General features: G+C 30.3%; 26 protein-coding genes and 1 tRNA gene. 11 read left to right on the top strand and 16 right to left on the bottom strand.

Going from position 1 to position 23242, the window contains the following annotated elements; translation table 11 throughout:
- A partial coding sequence (locus ACH2BG_RS01705) for an aspartyl protease family protein (RefSeq protein WP_395046005.1) occupies positions 1–1235 on the top strand: 1235 nt, incomplete at its 5' end.
- Between the two features lie 30 nt (positions 1236–1265).
- Here the strand turns inward: ACH2BG_RS01705 and ACH2BG_RS01700 are convergent.
- A complete protein-coding gene (locus ACH2BG_RS01700; protein WP_395046004.1) occupies positions 1266–1700 on the bottom strand; it encodes a DUF1573 domain-containing protein in 435 nt (144 codons plus the stop codon).
- A 287-nt stretch (positions 1701–1987) separates the two neighbouring features.
- Between ACH2BG_RS01700 and ACH2BG_RS01695 the strand changes: the two genes are divergently transcribed.
- A complete protein-coding gene (locus ACH2BG_RS01695) occupies positions 1988–4621 on the top strand; it encodes a valine--tRNA ligase (RefSeq protein WP_395046003.1) in 2634 nt (877 codons plus the stop codon).
- A gap of 75 nt (positions 4622–4696) precedes the next feature.
- On the opposite strand, the gene ACH2BG_RS01690 is transcribed toward ACH2BG_RS01695, so the two are convergent.
- From ACH2BG_RS01690 to ACH2BG_RS01680, 3 genes are read right to left on the bottom strand one after another with little or no spacing between them, the layout of a single operon-like run.
- Positions 4697–5269 (bottom strand): pentapeptide repeat-containing protein, encoded by a 573-nt coding sequence (locus ACH2BG_RS01690; RefSeq protein WP_395046002.1) that lies wholly within the window; start codon positions 5267–5269, stop codon positions 4697–4699.
- A gap of 32 nt (positions 5270–5301) precedes the next feature.
- Positions 5302–5679, bottom strand: coding sequence for a response regulator (locus ACH2BG_RS01685; RefSeq protein WP_395046001.1), 378 nt, complete (start codon positions 5677–5679; stop codon positions 5302–5304).
- Positions 5651–8032: a PAS domain S-box protein gene (locus ACH2BG_RS01680; protein WP_395046000.1), complete on the bottom strand. Its 2382-nt coding sequence runs from the start codon at positions 8030–8032 to the stop codon at positions 5651–5653. The genes ACH2BG_RS01685 and ACH2BG_RS01680 overlap by 29 nt, the downstream gene beginning before the upstream one ends.
- A 303-nt stretch (positions 8033–8335) precedes the next feature.
- Here ACH2BG_RS01680 and ACH2BG_RS01675 point away from each other — a divergent pair, with 303 nt between their 5' ends.
- Positions 8336–8821 carry a DNA-deoxyinosine glycosylase gene (locus tag ACH2BG_RS01675; protein ID WP_395045999.1) on the top strand — a complete coding sequence of 162 codons (486 nt, stop codon included), beginning with the start codon at positions 8336–8338 and terminating at the stop codon, positions 8819–8821.
- Positions 8822–8868: 47 nt separating this feature from the next.
- On the opposite strand, the gene ACH2BG_RS01670 is transcribed toward ACH2BG_RS01675, so the two are convergent.
- The 5 genes from ACH2BG_RS01670 to ACH2BG_RS01650 form a co-directional block, all read right to left on the bottom strand.
- Positions 8869–9345 (bottom strand): low affinity iron permease family protein, encoded by a 477-nt coding sequence (locus ACH2BG_RS01670; RefSeq protein WP_395045998.1) that lies wholly within the window; start codon positions 9343–9345, stop codon positions 8869–8871.
- A gap of 1 nt (position 9346) precedes the next feature.
- Positions 9347–9739, bottom strand: a complete 393-nt coding sequence (locus ACH2BG_RS01665) for a hypothetical protein (RefSeq protein ID WP_395045997.1) — start codon at positions 9737–9739, stop codon at positions 9347–9349.
- Positions 9729–10088, bottom strand: a complete 360-nt coding sequence (locus tag ACH2BG_RS01660) for a hypothetical protein (RefSeq protein ID WP_395045996.1) — start codon at positions 10086–10088, stop codon at positions 9729–9731. The genes ACH2BG_RS01665 and ACH2BG_RS01660 overlap by 11 nt, the downstream gene beginning before the upstream one ends.
- A gap of 64 nt (positions 10089–10152) precedes the next feature.
- A complete protein-coding gene (locus tag ACH2BG_RS01655; protein WP_395045995.1) occupies positions 10153–10428 on the bottom strand; it encodes a YtxH domain-containing protein in 276 nt (91 codons plus the stop codon).
- A gap of 212 nt (positions 10429–10640) precedes the next feature.
- Positions 10641–10814: a hypothetical protein gene (locus ACH2BG_RS01650; RefSeq protein WP_395045994.1), complete on the bottom strand. Its 174-nt coding sequence runs from the start codon at positions 10812–10814 to the stop codon at positions 10641–10643.
- A gap of 352 nt (positions 10815–11166) precedes the next feature.
- Between ACH2BG_RS01650 and ACH2BG_RS01645 the strand changes: the two genes are divergently transcribed.
- Positions 11167–11718 carry a catalase gene (locus ACH2BG_RS01645; protein WP_395045993.1) on the top strand — a complete coding sequence of 184 codons (552 nt, stop codon included), beginning with the start codon at positions 11167–11169 and terminating at the stop codon, positions 11716–11718.
- A 14-nt stretch (positions 11719–11732) separates the two neighbouring features.
- On the top strand, positions 11733–12353 hold the full coding sequence (locus ACH2BG_RS01640) for a DJ-1/PfpI family protein (protein WP_395045992.1): 621 nt from the start codon (positions 11733–11735) through the stop codon (positions 12351–12353).
- Positions 12354–12476: 123 nt separating this feature from the next.
- On the opposite strand, the gene ACH2BG_RS01635 is transcribed toward ACH2BG_RS01640, so the two are convergent.
- From ACH2BG_RS01635 to ACH2BG_RS01605, 7 genes are all read right to left on the bottom strand, one after another.
- Positions 12477–12550 (bottom strand) — tRNA-Arg (locus tag ACH2BG_RS01635).
- 77 nt (positions 12551–12627) lie between these two features.
- Positions 12628–12771, bottom strand: a complete 144-nt coding sequence (locus ACH2BG_RS01630) for an SsrA-binding protein (RefSeq protein WP_395045991.1) — start codon at positions 12769–12771, stop codon at positions 12628–12630.
- An 89-nt stretch (positions 12772–12860) separates the two neighbouring features.
- Positions 12861–13688 carry a DUF4249 domain-containing protein gene (locus ACH2BG_RS01625; RefSeq protein WP_395045990.1) on the bottom strand — a complete coding sequence of 276 codons (828 nt, stop codon included), beginning with the start codon at positions 13686–13688 and terminating at the stop codon, positions 12861–12863.
- A 4-nt stretch (positions 13689–13692) separates the two neighbouring features.
- Positions 13693–16065, bottom strand: coding sequence for a carboxypeptidase-like regulatory domain-containing protein (locus ACH2BG_RS01620; protein WP_395045989.1), 2373 nt, complete (start codon positions 16063–16065; stop codon positions 13693–13695).
- Between the two features lie 142 nt (positions 16066–16207).
- Entirely contained in the window at positions 16208–17434 is a 1227-nt protein-coding gene (locus tag ACH2BG_RS01615; RefSeq protein ID WP_395045988.1) for an isocitrate dehydrogenase (NADP(+)), read from the bottom strand.
- A gap of 322 nt (positions 17435–17756) precedes the next feature.
- Positions 17757–18896 carry a hypothetical protein gene (locus tag ACH2BG_RS01610; RefSeq protein WP_395045987.1) on the bottom strand — a complete coding sequence of 380 codons (1140 nt, stop codon included), beginning with the start codon at positions 18894–18896 and terminating at the stop codon, positions 17757–17759.
- Positions 18897–19452: 556 nt separating this feature from the next.
- On the bottom strand, positions 19453–19905 hold the full coding sequence (locus ACH2BG_RS01605; RefSeq protein WP_395045986.1) for a hypothetical protein: 453 nt from the start codon (positions 19903–19905) through the stop codon (positions 19453–19455).
- A 206-nt stretch (positions 19906–20111) separates the two neighbouring features.
- On the opposite strand from ACH2BG_RS01605, the gene ACH2BG_RS01600 reads away from it, so the two are divergent.
- The 6 genes from ACH2BG_RS01600 to ACH2BG_RS01575 all read left to right on the top strand — a co-directional run bounded on the left by ACH2BG_RS01600 (position 20112) and on the right by ACH2BG_RS01575 (position 23175).
- The gene (locus ACH2BG_RS01600; protein ID WP_395045985.1) at positions 20112–20453 is read left to right on the top strand and encodes a hypothetical protein; all 342 of its coding nucleotides are present in this window, start codon (positions 20112–20114) and stop codon (positions 20451–20453) included.
- A gap of 142 nt (positions 20454–20595) precedes the next feature.
- A complete protein-coding gene (locus tag ACH2BG_RS01595; RefSeq protein ID WP_395045984.1) occupies positions 20596–20793 on the top strand; it encodes a hypothetical protein in 198 nt (65 codons plus the stop codon).
- A 27-nt stretch (positions 20794–20820) separates the two neighbouring features.
- Positions 20821–21780, top strand: a complete 960-nt coding sequence (locus ACH2BG_RS01590) for a DUF2971 domain-containing protein (RefSeq protein WP_395045983.1) — start codon at positions 20821–20823, stop codon at positions 21778–21780.
- Positions 21734–22027, top strand: a complete 294-nt coding sequence (locus ACH2BG_RS01585) for a hypothetical protein (RefSeq protein ID WP_395045982.1) — start codon at positions 21734–21736, stop codon at positions 22025–22027. The genes ACH2BG_RS01590 and ACH2BG_RS01585 overlap by 47 nt, the downstream gene beginning before the upstream one ends.
- 32 nt (positions 22028–22059) lie before the next feature.
- Positions 22060–22434 carry a hypothetical protein gene (locus tag ACH2BG_RS01580; RefSeq protein ID WP_395045981.1) on the top strand — a complete coding sequence of 125 codons (375 nt, stop codon included), beginning with the start codon at positions 22060–22062 and terminating at the stop codon, positions 22432–22434.
- A 33-nt stretch (positions 22435–22467) separates the two neighbouring features.
- Positions 22468–23175, top strand: a complete 708-nt coding sequence (locus ACH2BG_RS01575; RefSeq protein ID WP_395045980.1) for a hypothetical protein — start codon at positions 22468–22470, stop codon at positions 23173–23175.
- Positions 23176–23242 lie beyond the last annotated feature (67 nt).

Below are 23242 nucleotides of genomic sequence, written 5' to 3'. Positions count from 1 at the left end.
AAAAAAACATAAAAATTTCTTTTCAATTAATTAATAATTTAGTAATAATTCCAGTAGAAATAAACGGAGTAAAACTTAATTTTTTATTGGACACAGGTGTCGAAAACACTGTCCTTTTTAGTTTAGATGACTCAGACTCATTACAATTTAATAATATCGAAAAGATAAAAATTCGTGGTTTAGGCAGTGGTAATACTATTGATGCATTGCATTCTAAAAAAAATAAAATTTCGATAAAAGGTTTTACAGATAATAATCACGAGATATATATCATCTTAGATCAAGAAATTAATTTTTCTTCGCAATTGGGAATTCCAGTGCATGGCATTATTGGTTATGAATTCTTTAAAAACCATTTTATAGAAATAAATTATAGTAGAAAAAGGTTAAATATTTATAAAAATAATCTAAATTTTTCTATCAATAAATTAAAACAATATGATGAAATTCCTATTTCCTTAGAACTGCAAAAGCCATATATAGAAGCCTTTGCTAATTTAAATAACCAAGAAATAAAAACAAAACTACTCGTAGATTCTGGCGGAAGTGACGCTATGTGGCTGTTTGAAAATAAAATAAACATTAAATCCCCACCTATTTATTTCAATGATTTTTTGGGTTATGGTTTTAGTGGAAATATATATGGTAAACGGTCGCGAATTGAAAAACTTCAAATAGGTAATCATAAAATACCTTATCCTACAATTTCTTTTCCAGACTCATTATCGTTACAAAATGCAAACATGGTCGAAGGTAGAAACGGTTCTATAGGAGGCGAAATCCTAAAAAAATTTAATGTTCTTTTTGATTACCAAAACAAAAAAATGTATCTCAAAAAAAATTCAGATTTTTATGAACCATTCAATTATAATATGAGCGGAATTGAAGTACAACACAATGGATTACAATGGATAAAAGAAGAGGTCGAACTTAAAACCCAATTGGTAAATGCTGAAATATCAGTAATAGATGAGCGAGAAAAAAGTGTTAAGTATAACTTTTTGCTAAAACCAGTGTATGAAGTTACAAATGTTCGCAAAGATTCTCCAGGAGCAAAAGCAGGAGTTAGAAAAGGAGATATAATTGCTAAAATAAATGGAAATCACGTTTTCAAATACAAACTAAAAGACATAACAGAACTATTACAATCCGAGGATGGAAAAACCATTTACATGGAAATAGAAAGAAAAGGAGTAATCCTAAAACTCAAATTTGAACTCAAAAAAATACTATAAAAAAAGCCTCGAATTATCGAGGCTTTTTTTCTAATTACTAGGTAAAGATTTTTTCTTTTCCATCATATTTACTTCTTCAGGAACAACAACTGTACCTTTTATTTTCAAGGGAACCATACCCCCTTCGTAGTTTATAGCGTTCGATTCTACAGTAATGGTTTTTCTAATAGGACCAGGATTCATATTGTATTTTACATCAATTTTTCCTGTTTTTCCAGGCAAAATAGGATCAGTAGGTTTTGTAGGAACAGTACATCCACAAGACGATTTTACATCTTTAATAATTAGTGGCTCATTACCAGTATTTGTAAACTCAAAAGTTCTAATTCCAGTATCATTGTTTTTAGTTACAGTACCATAATCGATAGTATTATCCTTGGCTGAAAACTCAATTTTAGCACCACTTTGCGCCTGAGATACAAAACCAAAAGCAGCAATTGCTATAAGAGTAAAGATTTTTTTCATTTCAATTTCAATTTATTAGTAAAAATAGATTTGTTTCAGTAAACATACAAATGTTTTAACACTCTTTTTATATTTAATCCGTTTACCTACTTTTGCATATAATTACAAAAAGTGTACCAAAGTTCTTTTTCTTTTTTAGGAGCAGAACATTCACTTTCTATAACAACATTATTCCTGCTGTACGTTGCAATCTTATCTCGTTAAAAAACGAGACAAGGATTTCCACTTCCATCAGGGCTAAACACAAATTAGTCGTTCTCAACAACCGAATAACCGAATCAACAGATATGATAATTCCAGCACAATTTAACGCCAAAGAAACCGAACAAAAATGGTATGACTATTGGATGAAAAATAATTATTTTCATTCTACACCAGACCATCGTACGCCATATACCATCGTAATTCCACCACCAAACGTGACGGGAGTATTACACATGGGACACATGCTAAACAATACATTACAGGATGTGCTTATTCGTCGTGCCAGACTAAAAGGATTCAATGCTTGTTGGGTTCCTGGAACAGACCATGCATCAATCGCAACCGAAGCAAAAGTTGTAGCAAAACTAAAAGCAGAAGGAATCAATAAAAATGATTTAACACGTGAAGAATTCTTAAAACATGCGTGGGAATGGACTGACAAGTACGGCGGAACAATTCTAGAACAACTCAAACAATTGGGTTGCTCTTGCGATTGGAACAGAACTAAGTTTACGATGGATCCTGATATGTCAGCTTCTGTAATAAAATCATTCGTAGATTTATACAACAAAGGACAAATATATCGTGGTTATCGTATGGTAAACTGGGATCCAGAAGCAAAAACGACACTGTCTGATGAAGAAGTAATTTTCGAAGAACGTCAAGGAAAATTGTACTATATAAAATACAAAATTGAAGGAAGTGAAGATTTCCTAACCGTTGCCACCACACGTCCTGAAACTATTTTTGGAGATACTGCAATTTGTATTAATCCAAATGATGAGCGTCATACACACCTAAAAGGTAAAAAAGCGATTATTCCAATTTCTGGAAGAATTATCCCAATTATTGAAGATGAATATGTTGATTTAGAATTCGGGACTGGTTGTCTAAAAGTGACGCCAGCTCATGATATGAATGACAAGACATTAGGAGAAAAACACAATCTCGAAATTATAGATATTTTCAACGATGATGCGTCTTTAAATAGTTTCGGATTGCATTATCAAGGTAAAGATCGCTTTGTGGTTCGTGAAGAAATTTCAAAAGAATTAGAAACTTTAGGAGCCATTTCTAAAATAGAAAACCACATCAATAACGTAGGAACATCAGAAAGAACAAAAGCAGTTATCGAACCTCGTTTGTCTGACCAATGGTTCTTGCGTATGGAAGATTTGGTTAAACCAGCAATCAAAGCTGTTCTAGAAACTGAAGAAGTTAAATTATATCCATCACGTTTTAATAATACATATCGTCATTGGTTAGAAAATATCCGCGATTGGAATATTTCACGTCAATTGTGGTGGGGACAACAAATTCCTGCATATTTCTACGGTGACGGAAAAGAAGATTTTGTAGTTGCCGAAAATATTGAAGAAGCTTTGAATTTAGCCAAAATAAAAACTTCAAACGCCCAACTTCAAACTTCCGACTTAAGACAAGATGCCGATGCGTTAGATACTTGGTTCTCCTCTTGGTTGTGGCCAATGTCAGTTTTTGGTGGAGTTTTAGATCCTGAAAACGAAGATTTTAAATATTACTATCCAACGAATGATTTGGTAACTGGTCCAGATATTTTATTCTTTTGGGTAGCGAGAATGATTATTGCAGGTTATGAATATACTGGTAAAAAACCATTTTCGAATGTTTATTTAACAGGATTGGTTCGTGATAGCCAACGTCGTAAAATGTCTAAATCATTAGGAAACTCTCCTGAACCATTAGGATTAATCGAAAAATTTGGTGCCGATGGTGTTCGTGTAGGGTTATTGCTAAGTGCTTCGGCAGGAAACGACATTATGTTCGACGAAGAATTATGTAATCAAGGAAAAGGATTTACCAATAAAATTTGGAACGCTTTCAAACTAATAAAAGGTTGGGAAGTTTCTGAAACTATTCCGCAGCCAGAATCAAGTAAAGTAGCAATAGAGTGGTATGAAGCAAAATTGCAACAAACTTTATTGACTATTGATGATGATTTCGAAAAATACAGAATTTCCGATGCATTAATGACAATTTACAAATTGGTTTGGGACGATTTCTGCTCATGGTTTCTCGAAATGATAAAACCAGCTTACCAACAACCTATTGACAGCGTAACTTTTGCGAAAGCGATAGAAATGTTAGAAAATAATTTGAAATTACTGCATCCGTTCATGCCATTTTTAACAGAAGAAATTTGGCAAACTATTAAAGAAAGAACACCAGAAGAAGCATTGATAGTTTCTACTTGGCCAGAAATAAAACCATTCAACGAAAGCCTAATTTCTGATTTCGATAATACAATCGAAGTAATTTCAGGCATTAGAACCATCAGAAAGGACAAAAATATTCCGTTTAAAGATACTATCGAACTTAGAGTTGTAAACAATGATAAGGCTTCAACTTATTTTGATTCGGTAGTTACCAAATTAGGAAATATCATTTCGTTAGAATATGTTTCTGAAAAAGTAGAAGGTGCGTTATCATACCGAGTAAAATCGAACGAATATTTTATTCCAATTACAGGAAATATCGATGTAGAAGCTGAAATTTCGAAATTAACTGAAGAATTAAATTACACCAAAGGTTTCTTAAAATCGGTACAAGGAAAACTATCAAACGAGAAATTCGTTGCCGGTGCTCCAGAAAAAGTGCTAGAAATGGAACGCAAAAAAGAAGCCGATGCTTTAGCAAAAATTGCTACAATCGAGCAGAGTTTGGCTGGATTGAAGTAGTTTATCTTGAAGTAAATAACATAAATTTCACTAATTAGCACAAAATCATTCGTGTAAATTAGTGAAATTCGTGTTTTATCTAATTATTATCTCATATTTATCTAACAAACCTTTTATATTTTCTTGCGAGAAAACAGCTTTTTTAAGTTTTGTTTTTTCAGGATCTATCGAAAAAAAATAACTGGAATAAAAATCAGTTTTATTAGCAATAGCATCACTAAAAACAGCTAAATGTAGGTTACAATTATCGAATAAGGCTTCGGTAAGGTCAGATTGCATAAAATCGACAGCAATCATGCTACAATCTATAAATGACATTCCTCTCAACTTCAAATCATAAAACTGAACGTAATCTAATTTACAATTTTTAAAATTGAATTCGTAAATAATCTGGTCTGTCATCGCAAAGTTTACTGAAGTGAAATCGCAATCTTTAAATAGTACATTTCGCAAACCTACGTGACCAATTTTTGCTTCTTTAAAATTACAAAAATTGAAAGTACAATCTACAAAATGTACACCTGTAAAATTACAAGCTGTTAAATCACAATGATTAAAAACACAATTTTCGTATTCTTTTTGTGTGATTTCGTAATTAGAAAATATAATGTTGTTGTATTCTTTGTCGTAAATATAATCGGTACTCATGTCTTTAATTTATAAGCAAATATAATTTAAACTTACTCAGCTATTTTTTGCAATTTGTCTAAATTGATTGGTTTGCTCAAAAACTCTTTAACACATTCGTATTTTTCTGCTTTTAATTTATCTTCGATTGCAATAGAAGAACTGGCGATATAAACCATACTTTCTTTATTGATTCTTTTTTCTAATTTACAAAATTCATCAAGAAATTCCCATCCATCCATTTCGGGCATTTCTATGTCAAGAAGAAGAATATCAGGTAAATCGGAAGTGGCTTCAAAATAAATCATGGCCTCATTTCCGTTATTGAATTCTATGGTTTCACTGTAAAGTTTGGTTTTTTGAATCAACTTTTTAGTGATTAATTTGTATATCGGGTCGTCATCAATGATGCAAATTCTCTTTTGGAGCATTATTAAAATATGTTTTAAAAGTTGTACCTATGTTTATATTACTTTCTACTTCTATTTTTCCTTTTAGAGTGTCAATTTGGTTTTTTGTAATAAAAAGTCCAATTCCTCTTGATTCTGGGTTATTAGTAAATGTCTTATATAAACCGAATAATTTTTTTCCATTTTTCTTTAAATCAATACCTATACCATTGTCTTTGATTTCAAGTATTTGATAATGGTCTTCTATATATGTTTTAAGTTCAATTTCAGGTTTTCGGTCTGGATGTTTGTATCGAATAGCGTTTGATATAAAATTGAGTAAAATACTTTCCAGATAAGCAGGATTAAAGCTTACTGTCACGTCATTTGGAATTGTATTTATTATAACTACTTCGTTTTTAATAATTTGATTTCGTAAAACTTCTATTGTTTTATTAACGTATTTATTTAGATTTAATTTTTCAATAATAGGATTTATATCCGTTTGTATAGAAACAACTTCGTTTAGGTTGCTCATAGTTTGATTTAAAGTTTCAGAAACCGATTTTAATAAAACCAATAATTCGTTTCGTTCTTCTTGGTCTTCGCTTATTTCAATTAAACTAATCAAGGATTGAATGTTACTGGTATGGGCTCGTAAATTATGCGAAACAATATGCGAAAAATTTAGCAATCTTTTGTTTTGTTCGGTGACTAATTTTAAAGAATTATTCAAATCTATTTCAAATTGTTTCGATTTTGTTGTGTCAATTAAAATTCCTCTAAATTTAATTATATTTTCACTTTCATGATAAACACTTACAATATCACGAACCCAAACGATACTACCATTTTTGGCAATCATACGATATTCGTAATCAAATGGTTTTTTGTCACGCGCATACTTAGTAGTGTAATCAACAACCCAATCTCTATCTTCGGGATGAATTATTTTTCTCCAAAAATGATCATCTTCAACCCATTCTTCAGGAGTATATCCTAAAATATGTTCTGATTTTTTACTGATATAAGTGACACCCGGATCTTCTGAATTTCCTTCCCAAACTATCCCATCAATACTATCAATTAAATCTTTAATTTTTTGTTGTGATTCTTGTACTTGTCTTTCGGATTCTTTTCTGCCTGAAATATCTTCAATGATAGCAATGTGATTGTTTGGTCTCTCATTTTTTTCCCATAGAGAAGATACCGTTATATTTATCCAAATGATTTTTCCATTTTTGTGATAATATCTTTTTTCCATAGAAAATTGTCTTATTTCTCCATTTCTCATTTTTTTCATGTTCATTAAATCTTCATCCAAATCATTGGAATGTGTAATCATCATGAAATTCATTTTCTTTATTTCCTCTTGGTTATAACCAATAAGTTCACAAAATTTGTCATTTGCATCGATAAAAGTGCCATCGATAGAATTTGTATGTACAATTCCTAGACCAGCATGTTCAAAAATGGATTTGAATAAAAATTCACTTTGAATTATTTTTTTTGTTTGCAACTTTACTAATTTTTGTAATTCCGAAGGTCTTTTAAGTAAAATTGTAACAAAAATTCCACAGAGTAAACTAAATAAAAAAGCTATTATGATAACTGGGAAAAAGACTAGTAAATAATTTTGCTCTTTAGAAATGATGTAGAGAACCCAATCTCCCTCAGGAATTTCTACTTTTTCGAATGATTTGTCAGGTATTGGAGATTTGTTTTCAAGAAAAAACTCTTCAGTATTTGTTATTGGATTTATTTTTGACAGTTGGAAATAGTACTTATTGCTTTTAAAAGACTCGATTCCAGTTGATTTTATAAGGGTCTTAAATTTAACTATTACTGCCGAAAAACCCCAAAATTTACCTTTTTTAAATATAGGCAAACGGCCTACAACTCCAAGTCCTCCTTGCTTTAATTGGACAGGTCCAGAAAAATAAATTGACTTTGTTTCAATAGCTTTTAAAGCAGCTTTACGATGTAAAGGACTGTGAAGTATATCGAAATTTGTTGCAGCTTCATTTCCTTTTAACGGATAAGTATATTTTATAATACCGTTGGGAACTAGCTGTACAGCATCTATATAATTATTGCTGCTAATAATTTGTTTGGCAACTTGTTCGAAATCTTTAGGATTCCCATTATCGTCAATAGTTAATGCTAAAGTAATAGTTGCTACATAATTACTTTTTAAGTTTTGCTCAATATTTTTTTTAACAACAGCTAAAATACTTTCCATTTCGTGTTGCTCATTTTGTTTTAAAGCTTGGTATTTAAAAAAAAAGACAGTGCTACAAAATGATAATAGAGATATAAAAACAATAAAACCTGAGGTCTTAGGACGTGATAAGAACCAACTGATTAGAGCTGCTATTTTCTTTTCGATACTCACAAAAATGTTTTTAGTCTACAAATATAGCTAAAAATCAGATAAATAGGTAATTATTTGAAAGAGATTAAAATAAAAACACCCCGATTGGTTAGCTTTTTCTGACCTAGACGTCAATTTTGAAGCCCTTAAATCATTTGGTGTAGATTCAGAAATTAGTGAGAAAAGAATTAAAAAGAAAATTGAGCACTTTAAAAAACTCGCCTTTAAAAAGAGTAATTTTCCAATAACAAAATTTGAATAAAAATTTTATTTAAAACACTGAAAACAATTTTTCTTACTTTGAATTCTCACTCAAAATACATAATGACACTAAATTCCTTTCCCATTATATTAACCATTAACACTAAAGCCCTTATACTCGGCACCATTCTTAGCACTCGATCTTTGATCCTGAACCAATATTATAGGCACAATAGAAATGCGTTCTGGAAACTGATATTCACCATTTTTGACAAACCTTTTTCCTCAGCATATGAAACCCGTAAAAACATACTCCTAAAAAATAAGGTTGCGGTTTGGGATGTTCTGAGCACCTGTACCCGAATAGGAAGCCTTGATAGTGCTATTGAACAGGAAGTACACAATGATTTTAATACATTTTTAGCAGCACATTCTAATATTGAATATATCTTTTTTAACGGGCAGAAGGCGGCGCAATATTTTAAAAAATATGTCACTGTTTCAGAAAAACACAAGCTATATAATCTACCTTCTACCAGTCCAGCCAATGCGGGAATGTCTTTTGAACAGAAACTAGTAGCCTGGCAAATGATTAGACAATGTATGTAAAACAGTAAATAAAATACTGTATGATACATGAAATCATTACTTATAAATTACTTTTTAGTAATTGATCTTTTTGGTTTGGTTTTTTTAACTTCATGTAAATGATGCGCTTCATCAATAGAATGTGATGTTTGAAGCGATATATCATTTTTGGAAAGTTCACTTAACCTTTTATAATATTTTTGTATTATTATCATATCTTCCTCTGTCATATTTTCAATATCAACCAAACGATTACTTGAAAATTCATTGGAAGCCACGAGCTCGTTGAGCTTAAGTTGAATGGCTAATGAATCTTTATTCTGTGCTTTCTGTATTAAAAATACCATTAGAAATGTAATAATAGTAGTTCCTGTATTGATAACAAGCTGCCAAGTTTCTGAAAAATTAAAAAAAGGACCACAAACTGCCCATGCAATTATTATCAAAAATGCAATGATAAATGCTGGAGTACTACCAGTAATTTTACAGACATAAGTGGCTAATTTTTCGAATGTGTGTGAAACGCTTTTTTTTGATTTTTTCATACTATGCTTTTTTCGCTTTGTCTGAAATGAAAACTCGTTTCAGCAGATTCCCTGCTATTAATTTAATATCATCAGTATGTTTTGCAACTACATTGGCAACACCAAATTGAAGTAAGGTTCCAAATACTTTTTTAATGGGATTATGCGTATTGCCCATCAGTAGTTTTTTGGATAAAAAACCAGTTCCTAAACCAATAACACTATTAACTAAATTGTGTTTTACTTCAGGAGAATCAGTGATATCGTGAAATACATGTTTAATTAGGTTTAAGGGTCTTAAACTTTCGCATCCAACATGAAGTTGATTCTTTAACAGATCCAATTCATAAGCACGTTTCTTTTTCATTGTAATGATTAACTCATTTAATGAATCGGTTTCATTTTTAGTTTTCATGATGTTTCTTTTTTAACAATTGTTTGATAATAGAATTGCTAAGCGGATATTTTATCCATTGATGACGGAAAGCATGAAGCAGAAGCGCTAACAATGCGTAGAAAACTCCAATGATAAAAAAGCCATAAAATGTCTCACCAAGCTCTTTCCCTATCCATAGTGCGAAACCAATGTTAATAATTATAAACGACAATACAACCGTTATTAAAATCGCAAGACGCGAAATTAGTGACGAAACTACATCTGCTGATTTGTCTATTGCATTAAGTTTAAACAATTCAAAAGTTGTTATTCCATAATTTTCTGCTCTTTCTAAAAGAGTAGTTAGTATAGTTGCATTATCGTTCATAATATTATTTTTTTATTGTTATCGAATGAATTCAGATAATTAATGACATCTAATATGTTTACTATCACATATTATTCTGCAAATCATTTTTTACATTCTCATATTTATTTTTTCCTTTTTCGCCTAAGTCAGTGGCTTCTTGTTTTAAACTTTCAAATTGATTTTTTAGGGAACTTCCTAAATCGTTGTATTTTGATTTAAGTTGATCCATACAATCATTTCCTTTGTCCATGATTTGTTGGCGTGTTTTAGAACCTTTTTGGGGTGCAAATAAAATTCCTAAAACCGTTCCAATGGCAACACCTGCCAATACTCCTGATACTACTTTACCTGTACTCATAATCTTTAGTTTTAAATTGTTTATAATTATTTTTAAAATGATTTCTTTGTTTTTTAACTGCATCAACCTAACAAAAAATAGATTACTGCAAAACGAATATGCTACAAATAATTCAGCCCCCAAATTTGTATGTACCAAAGCCTGCTATTACTGTTTTGAAAAAATTATTCATCTTTGTTATTATTTAAAATGTTTGACACTGGTTCTTCTATTTATTTTTTCGCCATTTTCGCTATGATAAATACAATTACTACAACTATTGCAATGGCTATAAATATTCCAAAACCCATTCCTGCTTTAAAAACACCTTCTATAACTTCACAAGAAGTGAATAAAAAAGGAACAAGCAATAGTGTAATTACCGTAAGAGGCTTTATTTTTTTCATACTGTTTTTATTTTTTGAATAACACTAATTTTTTGGAAAGTGTAATTCTGTTAGTTGCTTTGAAATTCTTTAGTTAATAGAAAACTGAATTATTGTTAAGTAAAATTAGATACATTATTTATGGTAAGTGTTTCATAATTTTTAAAAGGAATTTCAAGATTCCCACATTACAGAAGAAATAAAACAAGAACAATATTGTTTCTATACTTTCTATAGTGTAAATCATCCCAATTTACCTGATACTATTCATGCTGGCCCAAAGATTATCTATATCTGGCTTCATGGCAGGAACATTATATTTTATTCAAATTATTCCTGCGAAGAATTGGTTCTCGTTAAAATAATTGGTCGAATGGTACTAAACAAAAATCCGGATAATTTCTTTGCAGAAACGGAACAGGTCGCTTTCCATCCAGGACATGTAGTACCTGGAATTAATTTTACAAATGACCCACTACTGCAGGGCAGAATATTTTCATATACTGACACACAACTTTCAAGACTTGGCAGTCCAAACTTCCACGAAATACCCATTAACAGATCCGTGGCACCCATGCACAATAACCAACGTGAAGGTCAAATGAGACAGGAAATCAATACCGGAAGGGTAAGTTATCATCCTAATTCCCTTGGTGGTGGTTGTCCTTTTCAGGCAAAAATTGAAGAAGGCGGATTTGCTAGTTTCAATGAGCGTATAGATGCTCAGAAAATTCGTGATCGCAGTGAAAGCTTTTCCGATCATTTCAGTCAGGCCACGCTTTTCTTTCAAAGTCAGACACCTGTTGAGCAGGGACATATTATTAAAGCCCTACGCTTCGAATTAGGAAAAGTAGAAACAGAAGCTATCAGAACCAGAATGCTGAGACTGCTGTCACAGATTGATGCAACGCTAGCCGCTAAATAGCGGAAGGATTGGGAATGGAAGTCCCTAGAACGCCAGAAAAACCTATGAACTATGGTATTGGTGCGGATGCTAACCCAAAAAAGCACGAATCAAAAATAGGAATCAAACAGCAGACAGCCGTCTCACCAGCATTGAGTATGCTGAAAAACAAAACCCTTTCCAATACGATTGCAACCAGACAGGTAGCCTTTCTGTGTCAGGACGGAGTCAGCCATGCTTCGGTGGTCAAAATGAAAACAGCTTTGCAAAAAGCCGGAGCTATAATAAAAATCATTGCGCCACATCTGGGTACTATTGCAACAGAAGAAGGAAATGTTTTAGTGGTTGACCAAAGTTACCTGATTGCTGCTTCTGTGCTGTTTGATGCCGTATTTATTCCGGCAGGAGAAGGAATCGCCTTATTGAAAGAAAATAAAGAGGTAATCGAATTTGTCAACGATGCGTTCAAACACTGCAAAATCATTGCGGCTGAAGGAGAAGGTATCACCGTGCTTTCCAGCACCAATGCCTTAAATAATGGAAAAAGCTCAGATAATGGCGTACTACTGAGCCAGGAAACGAAAAGTAAATTTGCAAATTCGTTTATTGCAGCAATGGGTCATCATCGTTTTTGGGAACGCGAAGAGAAAATATAACCAGAAGACTCAAAAGTAAAGGCTTTGTGTGAGGTGGCAATATTTCTCATTTAAAAACATAAAAAAACCTCGGAAATACCGAGGTTTTTGTACCATTAAAGAATACGACTGTATTATATTTTGTGACCTCGACTGGATTCAAACCAGTAACCTCTTGAGCCGTAATCAAGTGCGCTATTCAGTTGCGCCACGAGGCCTTTTTTGTGAGTGCAAATATAGTTATAAATGTTAAATTTGCAAATCAAAATTCAAAAAGATTTTCAAAAACATAAAATTAAGAATCTAAGGCTTTTTTGGTCACAAAATAACGGTAACCAATTATTGCCATTTGCCATTTTTTTGCTTTGGCTAAATCTAATCGTTGTTTAGTAAAACTCGGTAAAAGAAGTTTGTTTATTTGAGCTATTATTTTATACATTTTTTTTTTCAAAGATAAAAAGACTGCTGTTGTATTTTTAATAATGGGAAAAATATTTTTTGCTGTTTTTTGAAATAAAAGCAAAATTGCTACTGAACAAAATAAATATCAGTATCAACCTCTCCTAAACTAAAATATCCTAATGGGAAATTTTGTTCATTTGTTTGGTTTATAATATTTCCTCTTAAGGTTGCTGGTGGTGTTGCAAACGGGTTTCCACCATCGGTAGCAGCAATATTAAGTAGCTTTTCCATATAATTGTTATAACGTTCGGATATACCTTGTAGGTAAATATCAAGTTGATCTCCTGCTTTTAGATCCTCATCGGTATAAAAACCAAACATTTGATTACCTTGAAAAAAACGATCTCTGATAACTCCAAATTCTGTAAATGCTTTAGTACTATTTTTGAAACCTATTAAATAGAAATTATTTTCTAGCCCGTTATCTTGATAGAAAAATTTTACCTGAATTAAGTCTGTTCCTCCAACACCTGGAACCGATATTTGACTAATATTATCAATATCGGGTGTCGCTAATAATTTATCGGTTGCTTTATATGTTTGTCCATTATTTATTACTGTTAATGTGTAATTTTCATTTATAACAGGGATAAAATTCATACAAACGTACTCACCAGTGTTTGGAATTTCTATAAAATTGAAAACCGTATTTGTGCTATTTGTTATATAAACTGTGGCGCCAGAAACTACTGGAATTATATTAGTATAAAAATCAGTTGTTGTGGTAAGCTTTATTTTTTGTTGATTTCCTGAAGTTCCTTTTTGCCATTTTATAACTGCATCTATAACGAGCTTAGGGTCTGCTGTATCTAGAGCAATATCTACATTATCTTCACAACTTGTTAAGAAAAACAGTATTGTTATTATGGTTAAATATTTGATTAGGTTTTTCATTTTTCTAGAATTTAAAATTATAAGAAACCGACGGAACAATTCCGAAGATTGATAGCTTAATAGCTTCGTTACTTCCATTATCAGCATTTTGACGAAAACTTATGGATGCAGCATTTTTTCGACCATACAAGTTGTAAACACTAAAAACCCATTCGCCTTGTCTTCCTTTCTTTTTGTCTGGTTTAGGAACATAAGTCGCCGAAATATCTAGATGATGGTAAGTTGGTAAACTATTTTTGTTTCTTAATCCGTAACTAGGAATTGTAATACCTTGATATACATATTGTCCGTTAGGATAAGTTACTGGCTGACCCGTTTGTAGTGTAAAATTAGCTCCAAAAGTCCATTTTTTATTTAGATTATAAGTGCTTGTAACTGCAAGATTATGTAGTTTATCATAAGCAGAACGATACCAATCACCATTATTTACACCAACCTCAGTTGGAGTCCTTCCCGGAGTTTGCTGTTGTGATTTTGAAATTGTATAAGCAATCCAACCATTTAGTTTTCCTGTATTTTTTCGAATCAGAAATTCTAAACCATAGGAACGCATTCTACCATTTAGAATTACTTGTTCGATGGCTTCATTCGCAATTAGATCCGCACCATCTATGTAATCCATTCTGTTTTGTATTTTTTTGTAAAAACTTTCAATTTCAACAGAATATTTATCATCACTAAAATTATTGAAATAACCCACTGCAACTTGGTCTGCAATTTGAGGTTTTATATAATTGTCACTAGGTGTCCAAACATCAAGAGGGGTTGGTGAAGCTGTATTCGAAATGAGCTGTAAATATTGTACCATTCGATTGTAACTTGCTTTTACGGATTGATTATTGTTTAATTCATAAGCTACAGAAAAACGAGGTTCCAGATTATTAAAACTAAAAATAGTTTTATTTTTTCCAAAATATTCAGTTCCAATAGGTTTTGCTTTTTCATAAATTTTTAAATCTGAATCATAAAAAACGGGTTGGTTATTTTCATACAGATTGACTGTCGAATTTCCCAAGCGATAAAATAAACTATAACGCAAACCATAATTTATTGCTAACTTATCTGTAATTTTCTGTTCGGCATCTATATACAATGCTGGTTCGAAAGCATACTTTTTTTCTAATTGTTTGTAATTTATATCTGATTCGGAATTTATTGGCTCGATGGTTCCAGGATTGAAATTGTAATAAATCCCATTAGCACCATAATTTAATTTAATTTTATCTGACAAATAATATTTAAAATCATATTTAAGATTATAATTTTTAATCCCTGAATTCCAATTAAAGCCCACAAAATCTAATGTTAAGCCATAATAATAATCACTATAAATCATCGATAAATTTGAAAATAATTTATCCGAATATAAATGATTCCAGCGTAAGTTTAGAGTCGAATTTCCGTAGGTATTGGTAAAAGTTTTATTTAACGAAAAAACATCACGACCAAAATATCCAGATACATATAAATTGTTATTCTTATTTAGCTTGTAATTTAACTTTGTATTTAAATCATAAAAGTAAGCGACATTCTTGTTATCTGTTAATTTCAAAAATAGATGTGCGTACGAAGCACGACCACCTATAAGAAAAGAACCTTTGTCTTTTACAATTGGACCTTCGGCAAGAAGACGACTAGAAATTAATCCAATTCCACCATTTACATGAAAATTCTTACTGTTTCCATCTTTCTGATAAATATCTAAAACCGACGATGCCCTACCTCCAAAACGTGCTGGTATTCCGCCTTTGTATAATTTTAGATCTTTAATGGCATCGGGATTAAAAACAGAAAAGAACCCAAAAACGTGAGAAGAATTAAAAATTGTAGCTTCGTCTAATAGAATTAAATTTTGATCTGCACCACCACCACGAACATTAAAACCTGATTGTCCTTCGCCAGCATTTGTAACTCCGGGAAGAAATAAAATAGCTTTTAGAACATCAACTTCCCCTAAAACAACAGGCATTTGTTTGATGGTTGCAATAGATAGTTTATTGACACTCATTTCTGGTTTGCGAATGTTAGATTTTATTTTTTCGGTAATAACAACTTCTTCTAATTGTTGCCCAGAGTCTGACAAACTATAATTTCTTTTAATATTCTCTGTTAAAGGAATTGTTTCTTCAATGGTTTGAAAACCTACATAACTAATTACAATTTCATACTCTCCTTTTGGTAAAGTCAGCGAATAAAACCCGTATTCGTTTGTGACTGCAAAAGATTTCGTGTTTTTTGAAGAAATATTTACGCCTATAAGTGTTTCATTACTTTTTGCATCAGAAATTATTCCTGAAATTGTAAATCTATCTTGTGCAAAACTTGTTGCAAAAGCTAATATAAAAACGAATAGAGTGAGCATTTTTTTTGTAATCATAGCTTTTATTTTTTCAATTTCAAGAGTTACAAATTTGACGAATTAATACGATTTTTGTTACATATCAATTGTTAATCTATGGTTAAAAAAAAGGCAACCATTTCTGATTGCCTTTTTTTGTGAGTCATTTAAATAAAGTAAATTAAGCTAATTTCTTATCCAAATTCTCTTTTATTGCTGCTAAGAAATCTTCGGTAGTTAAATAATCAGCATCTGTTAAACCTTCTGGTTTTACTAATGTAGCCAAATCTTTAGTCATTTTTCCGCTTTCTACAGTTTCTACACAAACTTGTTCTAGTTTCAAACAGAAATCTATCAGTGCTTGGTTATTGTCTAATTTTCCTCTATGTTCCAATCCTCTTGTCCAAGCAAATATAGATGCAATTGGATTTGTAGAGGTTGCTTTTCCTTGTTGGTGCATACGATAATGACGTGTTACTGTTCCGTGTGCTGCTTCAGCTTCGACAGTTTTTCCGTCAGGAGTTACTAGTACAGAAGTCATTAATCCTAATGATCCAAATCCTTGTGCGACAGTATCCGATTGAACATCTCCATCATAGTTTTTACAAGCCCAAACAAAACCACCACTCCATTTCATTGCCGAAGCAACCATATCATCAATAAGTCTGTGTTCGTAAGTAATTTTTAGTGCTTCAAATTTAGATTTATAGTCACTTTGATACACTTCTTCAAAAATATCTTTAAAACGTCCGTCGTAAGCTTTAAGAATCGTATTTTTTGTAGATAAATATAATGGCCATTTTTTTGTTAATGCCATTTGGAATGATGAATGTGCAAATCCATAAATACTTTCGTCAGTATTATACATTGCCATTGCAACGCCATCACCTTCAAAATCATATACTTCCCAGTTCTGAGTTTCTCCTCCATTTTCTGGAACAAAAGTCATGGTTAATTTTCCTTTTCCTTTTATAACTGTATCAGTAGCTTTATATTGATCCCCAAAAGCGTGACGACCTATTACGATTGGTTTTGTCCAACCTTGAACATAACGAGGCACGTTACTCATAATGATTGGCTCACGAAAAACTGTTCCACCAACAATATTACGAATTGTTCCGTTTGGAGATTTCCACATTTTAGAAAGGTTAAATTCTTTAACGCGGTCTTCATCTGGCGTAATAGTAGCACATTTGATACCTACATTGTATTTTTTGATTGCTTCAGCAGAATCGATAGTGATTTGATCCTTTGTAGCTTCACGACTTTCTATTCCTAAATCGTAATATTTTATATCTAATTCAAGATAAGGAAGTATTAATTTGTCTTTAATAAATGCCCAAATAATTCTTGTCATTTCATCGCCATCCAATTCTACAACTGGATTGGCTACTTTAATTTTTGCCATTATAATGTATGTTAGTTTATTGTTTTTATAAAATCTGATAGCAAATATAAGAAATCAATTTTTAAAATAATTACTTTGAATGACTATATCGATTGATTTGTTATTTTCATAAAATTGAAACTTGTAATTATGAATTTCATAATTTACTTTAAACTATAATTAAGTTATTTAAGCTTACTTAAGTTTTATTTTTTTATTATAGAATAGGCTATCGTTTCTTATTTGGGATGAGTTATAAGTTTTTTTTTGGGTAGTTATTAAATGGTAAGCAATTTTAAATAAAATGCTTTTAAAAAGAGAAGTCATTTTATGAAATAGTACATTAAATGAGCAACTTTTTCAATCCTTCAGTGATATTAAGCCATAAATAGTTGTAGAATGATTTTTCTTGAATTCTCTTAACTTGAACATTTGTCGATTTTGATTTGTCGTTAGTATCGTTTTTAATAAATAAATTTCCAATTGCAGACAGGAATTTGTTTATCTTATTGCGATTATTTTTCTTGAATATGATTACTTTTAGATCATCATATTCTAATGAAAATTTACCACTGCTTGAAATATTATCTCCTACAAAGTTAAATTCCACTTTGTCAAATACACCTTCAGTTTTTAAATTAATATAAGGTTTTGTGAATGGATTTAATTTTTCTAAATTGAGATTTTTTATACTTCCTTGAATTTTAAAACCGTCCGTTTTATCCATAACATTAAATTTCCAATGGATAAGTAATGGAGAATTTTTCATGAATTTGCAATTAATATCTATGGTTAAATCGGGTAATTTAGTTTTCTTAAAGCCGCTCTGAATATTTGTGGCGGTTAAATTAAATTTATCAAAAATTAATTTTCCAGATCCATTTTTAAATGTAATTTCTTCTTCATAAATTAAAAATGAATCTCGAATTTTAAAAGTATCAATATGTAGATTAAATTTTAAATCACGAAACAACCTATTGTATAATTTTTTATTTGATAAGTCGTCTTTTGGCTCCTTGTTTCTGTATATTGACGCCACAACTTTACCTAGCAAAACCTCTTTTGCATTAAAAAAGAAAACGGAATCTTTAAATCCCCAATTCATATCATTTATGGAAATATCTCTGGAAGAAACATCAAATAAATCTTTTTCCTTTGCTATTTTTGATACAAACTGTTCCCGATTGTAAAGGGGAATTAACTTAAAATCGCTAATATTTAGTTTAGTATTTGTAATTGTAATTTTTTTACTTTTAATATCGTAAAATTCATTTGCATGATAATACATCCTGCCACACTCTATTGAATAACTTTTAAATAAAAATGGAATTTTTTTAGTAGCTGTTTCGTCACAAAGTACAATTCTATTTAAAGTAATATTAAGATTATAAGTGGTGAATAAAACCTTTTTACTTGTTTCATTCACAATTCTTACTTCAGCATTTTTTAAGTAGATAGCTGATATTAAAACTGTTTTTTTCAATAGTTGTAACGCTTTATCTTTCTCTTTTTTGGCAGTTTTTTCGTTAGTCAAAAAGGTGATTTTAGGATTCGAAATGATAATATTTTCTGCAGTAATTTTATCTTTAAATAATATACCCATCATGCCAATATTAGTAATTTTGATAGTTGAAATAGTAGCGAAAATTTTTGTCTTACTACTTGTGGTTTTAATGTTTTTTTTAGGAATAATTGAAACACTATCAATATAGATTGAGTTAGATAAAATTGAGATATCTAGTTTTTTGTAGTTGTAAGTTGAAGTGTTATCTTGTAAAAGAAGTGCATTTATTTTTTTTTCAATCCAAATATTGATAACAAGAATTAAAAAAAATACTAAAAGCAAAGTGCTTAGCAACGGAATAACTATTTTTTTATAAATTTTCATCCTATATAATATTTTGAAATGTAGGTAGTTTTTATAATTATATTAGATAATAATATACTCAGTATACCACGTTCAGATTAGAGTACTATATTTGAATGTACTAAATATAGTTTTACAAAAGACCAATCTTACGATTGGTCTTTTTGTTTGATTATTGCCATTCTTCTTTACAACAATATCCATGCGTCTTATTAACTATTGAATTTTCAAATTTTTCAATGTATTGAATAATTCTACTTCTTTCTTCGCCATACAATTCGTTACCATTTTTATCAACGATTCCTCCACAAAATCCACATCGGTACGCTTTTTCGTCATCATACAAATCATAGTTTTCTTCAAAACAGTAATTTTGACATTCTAAATCGTCAGAATCTATTATCCCTACTCGATTATATGGTACAGTTTTAGTGTAATCTTCGGTAATCAAAATTCCGAGTAAGTTATAAGGAACGCTCATACTTTCATTATAGAATTCTTTATACTCAAGAACAACATCATCAAAGTTTTTACTATTTAACAATATTGCTTTATCAGTCAATCCATTGTCAACGATATAATCTTTTATGGATAGAATGGTAATCTGTTTCCCAATATACTTCATCTCTGGTTTCATGATTGTGTGAGTTTATGATTGTTTCAAATTTAAAACTTTTCTATCGAACTCATATTGAAAGTTATCAACGTCTACTGTCTGATATTTGTAGATAAGATTTAAAAACTGTTGATAATTTGTTAATTGGAAAACATCAAGAATGGTTTACTTTTATAGAAAGTTAATACTGAAAAACACATACAATTTAAAGACTTATGAAATCAACTGAATTTTTTATCGCAAAAGCTGAATCATTTTTAGAAGAACTTAATAAATTAGAATTGATTCCTTATTATTCTGATGGACTAACTAATGACATCTACAAAGAACCAGTTAAAGCAAATGATTCAAACTTTACAAGTCAAACTAAAGAATTAGACGAAATTAGATTTCAAATGAATTTAATGTTTTCTGAATTTGATAATGGAGAATTATTTAGAAAAAAGTTAAATGGTTACAAAACTAGCAGTTGGTTTGACAATACACCATACTTAAATCATCTTGTAAATATTAACGACTTATTCATTGATTTCTTAAATGAATATAGAGTTGAATAATCAATTCATTATCTCTCTCAAAAATGCTCACCATTAAGTGAGCATTTTTGTTTTAGTGGTAAAGGTTTAAATTTTGTTAATAAAAATGTTTTTATCCCTATTAAAAAGGGTGTATTTTTATGAAAACTAAATCAATAAAATTATGGCATCAAGAACAGTATTTGAGGATGAAAATAATAATGAAATGGATTGTTATTTGAACGACAAAGGAAAAGTATTTATACAAGTAGGAGAATCAGGAGCAGATATTCATGAGAAAGGGTTCATTACATTGGATAAAAGTGATGTTAACGAGTTGATTAAAATGCTATCGGAAATTGAAAAAGACATGGTAGATTAACAATACTAATCAGTGTTTTAAAGTCAAATGGCAAATAATTGGATAGAAAAATATTGGAAATTTATGGTTTTGGGAAATTTTGAAGAAGCAATTCCTTTAAAGCTTGCTAATTTTCCGAAATCCTTTTTTAAATACAGAGGTTTAAGTGAACAAACAATTGGAAATATTGAACAAAATTATATTTGGCTAGCTGATATTGGCACTTTGAATGACCCTTTCGAGTGTTCAATTCAGGTTGATAATGATGAGTGTTTAAGAGAGTATTATGCGTCAGATAAATTTCATAATCTTTTCAAGATACTTACAGGACAAAGTTTAGTAGCAAAAGAAGTTAAGAAATTAACAACATCTCAAAAACCTTTTTTAGAATACTCGAAGATTTGCATCGACAGAAAAATTCCATTTATGCAATCTCCAGAAGAGCAAATAAGTAAAGTACAAAAACGTTGGTCAGAAATTGTTGAAGAAACAAATAGAAATTTAAGAATTTGCAGTTTTAGTCTGATTAAGAATTCACTCCTATTGTGGAGTCATTATTCTGATGAACATAAAGGTATTTGTATAGAATATGATTTTGAGGATGTTGACGAATTAAGAAATTTTCTTCAACCCATAATCTATAGTGAAAAAGTACATAAAATTGGAATATTTGAAGACTATAACACTATGCAAATGATAGGCTCTAGCCTCGTAAAATCAAGAGAATGGGAATATGAAAACGAATGGCGATTAACCATATTCAAACAAGGTGACAATTTTCCGCAAAAAATGGAAACACCTAATCCGATTGGAATTTATTTAGGGACAAGATTTCATTTGAATAAACAGGAATTAAAAGAAAAATTATTTAGAATTGCAAAGGAAAGAAATATTCCTATCTATCAAATGATAAAAGACCCACAAGAGTTCAAACTAATCGAATCAAAAATCAATACAAAAAATGAAAAAGAATATTACAACTATACAAGCACTAGCCAATATCATTAATGTTTTAGCAATTAAGAATAGAAAAGAGAACGGAATTTATAATGTTACAATAGCCAGTTTAACGGGTATATTAGTTACTGAATTGGAAAGAGTTAATGTATCTTTAGATGAGGATGGTTTGAAAAATTTATACGAATGGGAATTGCTATCACCAAATGCTGTTAAAGCAGAATTAGAAAATTCACATCCATCGCTAAATTTACAAGAATTTTACGATGTGAACGAAATAGAAGAAAGTAACAACTAAATAAAGATTAATTAATATCAAAATTCATTACTATGCTTAACAATTTTTTTAGAATCAATCTTCCTTATGGAATTGCCAAAAATGATAACGATGAGTGGATGGCTTTTAATCGTGAGTATATGCCTTTAGGTTACAATAACATTGACTACAAAGGTCATGTAGGTCACAACTATAATGAAGTTCCAATCTACACAAAATATAAAAGATTGACTGAAAAAGTATTAATTGAAATTGCACATGGTACTGATGGTGTTCAACGAAATGATAAAGGCGAAATAAATAAAGTTTTCTTTTATGATGATGCATCAAATCCTGTCAATCAATCAAAGGATAAAAAAGAACTTTGGGATGAATATTTTGACAAATTGAAAAACTTTCAAAACTTGAAAAACAGAAATAATAATTGAGATTTATTGGATTAAAAATTTCATAAAAAAACAATGTTTGAATTTAGATATTTTCACGGAACTTCAAGAATTTTTTTAGATTCAATTATTGAGTTTGGTCTTGGAGGAATCAATCCAAACTTTGAATATAAAAATTTGGATTTATTACGCTTCTTAACAAATGAAGCTGAAAAAAGATTACTTGATAATGAAAAATATCATGAAATTAGGAAAGCAGTTTTAGCAATGTCCAATCAAACATTTTCTGATGTCATACTTCCAAATGGCGAAAAATTTATAACTAATTATAAACATGACGGAATTTATGTTGGCGTTACAAAAGGTAGAGCGTTAATTTATGCTTGCAGAAATAAATATGGAAGTGAAATATTAGAGCATTGTATACTTCTCTACCAAATCTTCAAGGAGATTGATGAAAATTATCAACTACCACCTGAATTGAACCTATTTGGAATAGAAAAATATGTTGAAATGGAACATAAACCAATTTTAATTGAAATTACAGATGTAAATGATAATGAAGTAGAAACTGAAAATGGAGAAAATGGCCCTAAATATTTGAACAATTTAAGAAAAATTATGCCTACACTAAATCGATTTGAATTGGATGTACAAATGGCTTATTCAAATTTTAAATTACTAAACCCAATATTTATAGATAGAATGAAATTTTATGAAATTGAATTTGACGGAATAATTGGAGAAAGCGATTTTGAATTTACTATGACAGAAATCGTATAAATTACTTAACATAGTTTAATTAATACATATTAAATAAAGAAGGCTATCTATTTCAGATAGCCTTCTT

The sequence above is a fragment of the Flavobacterium sp. genome (genome assembly GCF_043779715.1).
GTDB lineage: Bacteria > Bacteroidota > Bacteroidia > Flavobacteriales > Flavobacteriaceae > Flavobacterium.
This window is presented reverse-complemented; position numbering and strand designations above follow the sequence as displayed.

What these genes read in the sequence shown, in the direction of transcription:
- ACH2BG_RS01695 (WP_395046003.1), top strand. Translation starts at nt 1,988, where the DNA reads ATGATAATTCCAGCACAATTTAACGCCAAAGAAACCGAACAAAAATGG.
- ACH2BG_RS01640 (WP_395045992.1), top strand. Translation starts at nt 11,733, where the DNA reads ATGGAAGTCCCTAGAACGCCAGAAAAACCTATGAACTATGGTATTGGT.
- ACH2BG_RS01615 (WP_395045988.1), bottom strand. Translation starts at nt 17,434, where the DNA reads ATGGCAAAAATTAAAGTAGCCAATCCAGTTGTAGAATTGGATGGCGAT.
- ACH2BG_RS01605 (WP_395045986.1), bottom strand. Translation starts at nt 19,905, where the DNA reads ATGAAGTATATTGGGAAACAGATTACCATTCTATCCATAAAAGATTAT.
- ACH2BG_RS01580 (WP_395045981.1), top strand. Translation starts at nt 22,060, where the DNA reads ATGCTTAACAATTTTTTTAGAATCAATCTTCCTTATGGAATTGCCAAA.
- ACH2BG_RS01595 (WP_395045984.1), top strand. Translation starts at nt 20,596, where the DNA reads ATGGCATCAAGAACAGTATTTGAGGATGAAAATAATAATGAAATGGAT.
- ACH2BG_RS01650 (WP_395045994.1), bottom strand. Translation starts at nt 10,814, where the DNA reads ATGAAAAAAATAAAGCCTCTTACGGTAATTACACTATTGCTTGTTCCT.
- ACH2BG_RS01665 (WP_395045997.1), bottom strand. Translation starts at nt 9,739, where the DNA reads ATGAAAACTAAAAATGAAACCGATTCATTAAATGAGTTAATCATTACA.
- ACH2BG_RS01630 (WP_395045991.1), bottom strand. Translation starts at nt 12,771, where the DNA reads ATGTATAAAATAATAGCTCAAATAAACAAACTTCTTTTACCGAGTTTT.
- ACH2BG_RS01685 (WP_395046001.1), bottom strand. Translation starts at nt 5,679, where the DNA reads ATGCTCCAAAAGAGAATTTGCATCATTGATGACGACCCGATATACAAA.
- ACH2BG_RS01660 (WP_395045996.1), bottom strand. Translation starts at nt 10,088, where the DNA reads ATGAACGATAATGCAACTATACTAACTACTCTTTTAGAAAGAGCAGAA.
- ACH2BG_RS01655 (WP_395045995.1), bottom strand. Translation starts at nt 10,428, where the DNA reads ATGAGTACAGGTAAAGTAGTATCAGGAGTATTGGCAGGTGTTGCCATT.
- ACH2BG_RS01625 (WP_395045990.1), bottom strand. Translation starts at nt 13,688, where the DNA reads ATGAAAAACCTAATCAAATATTTAACCATAATAACAATACTGTTTTTC.
- ACH2BG_RS01620 (WP_395045989.1), bottom strand. Translation starts at nt 16,065, where the DNA reads ATGATTACAAAAAAAATGCTCACTCTATTCGTTTTTATATTAGCTTTT.
- ACH2BG_RS01700 (WP_395046004.1), bottom strand. Translation starts at nt 1,700, where the DNA reads ATGAAAAAAATCTTTACTCTTATAGCAATTGCTGCTTTTGGTTTTGTA.
- ACH2BG_RS01690 (WP_395046002.1), bottom strand. Translation starts at nt 5,269, where the DNA reads ATGAGTACCGATTATATTTACGACAAAGAATACAACAACATTATATTT.
- ACH2BG_RS01645 (WP_395045993.1), top strand. Translation starts at nt 11,167, where the DNA reads ATGGTACTAAACAAAAATCCGGATAATTTCTTTGCAGAAACGGAACAG.
- ACH2BG_RS01590 (WP_395045983.1), top strand. Translation starts at nt 20,821, where the DNA reads ATGGCAAATAATTGGATAGAAAAATATTGGAAATTTATGGTTTTGGGA.
- ACH2BG_RS01675 (WP_395045999.1), top strand. Translation starts at nt 8,336, where the DNA reads ATGACACTAAATTCCTTTCCCATTATATTAACCATTAACACTAAAGCC.
- ACH2BG_RS01600 (WP_395045985.1), top strand. Translation starts at nt 20,112, where the DNA reads ATGAAATCAACTGAATTTTTTATCGCAAAAGCTGAATCATTTTTAGAA.
- ACH2BG_RS01670 (WP_395045998.1), bottom strand. Translation starts at nt 9,345, where the DNA reads ATGAAAAAATCAAAAAAAAGCGTTTCACACACATTCGAAAAATTAGCC.
- ACH2BG_RS01575 (WP_395045980.1), top strand. Translation starts at nt 22,468, where the DNA reads ATGTTTGAATTTAGATATTTTCACGGAACTTCAAGAATTTTTTTAGAT.
- ACH2BG_RS01585 (WP_395045982.1), top strand. Translation starts at nt 21,734, where the DNA reads ATGAAAAAGAATATTACAACTATACAAGCACTAGCCAATATCATTAAT.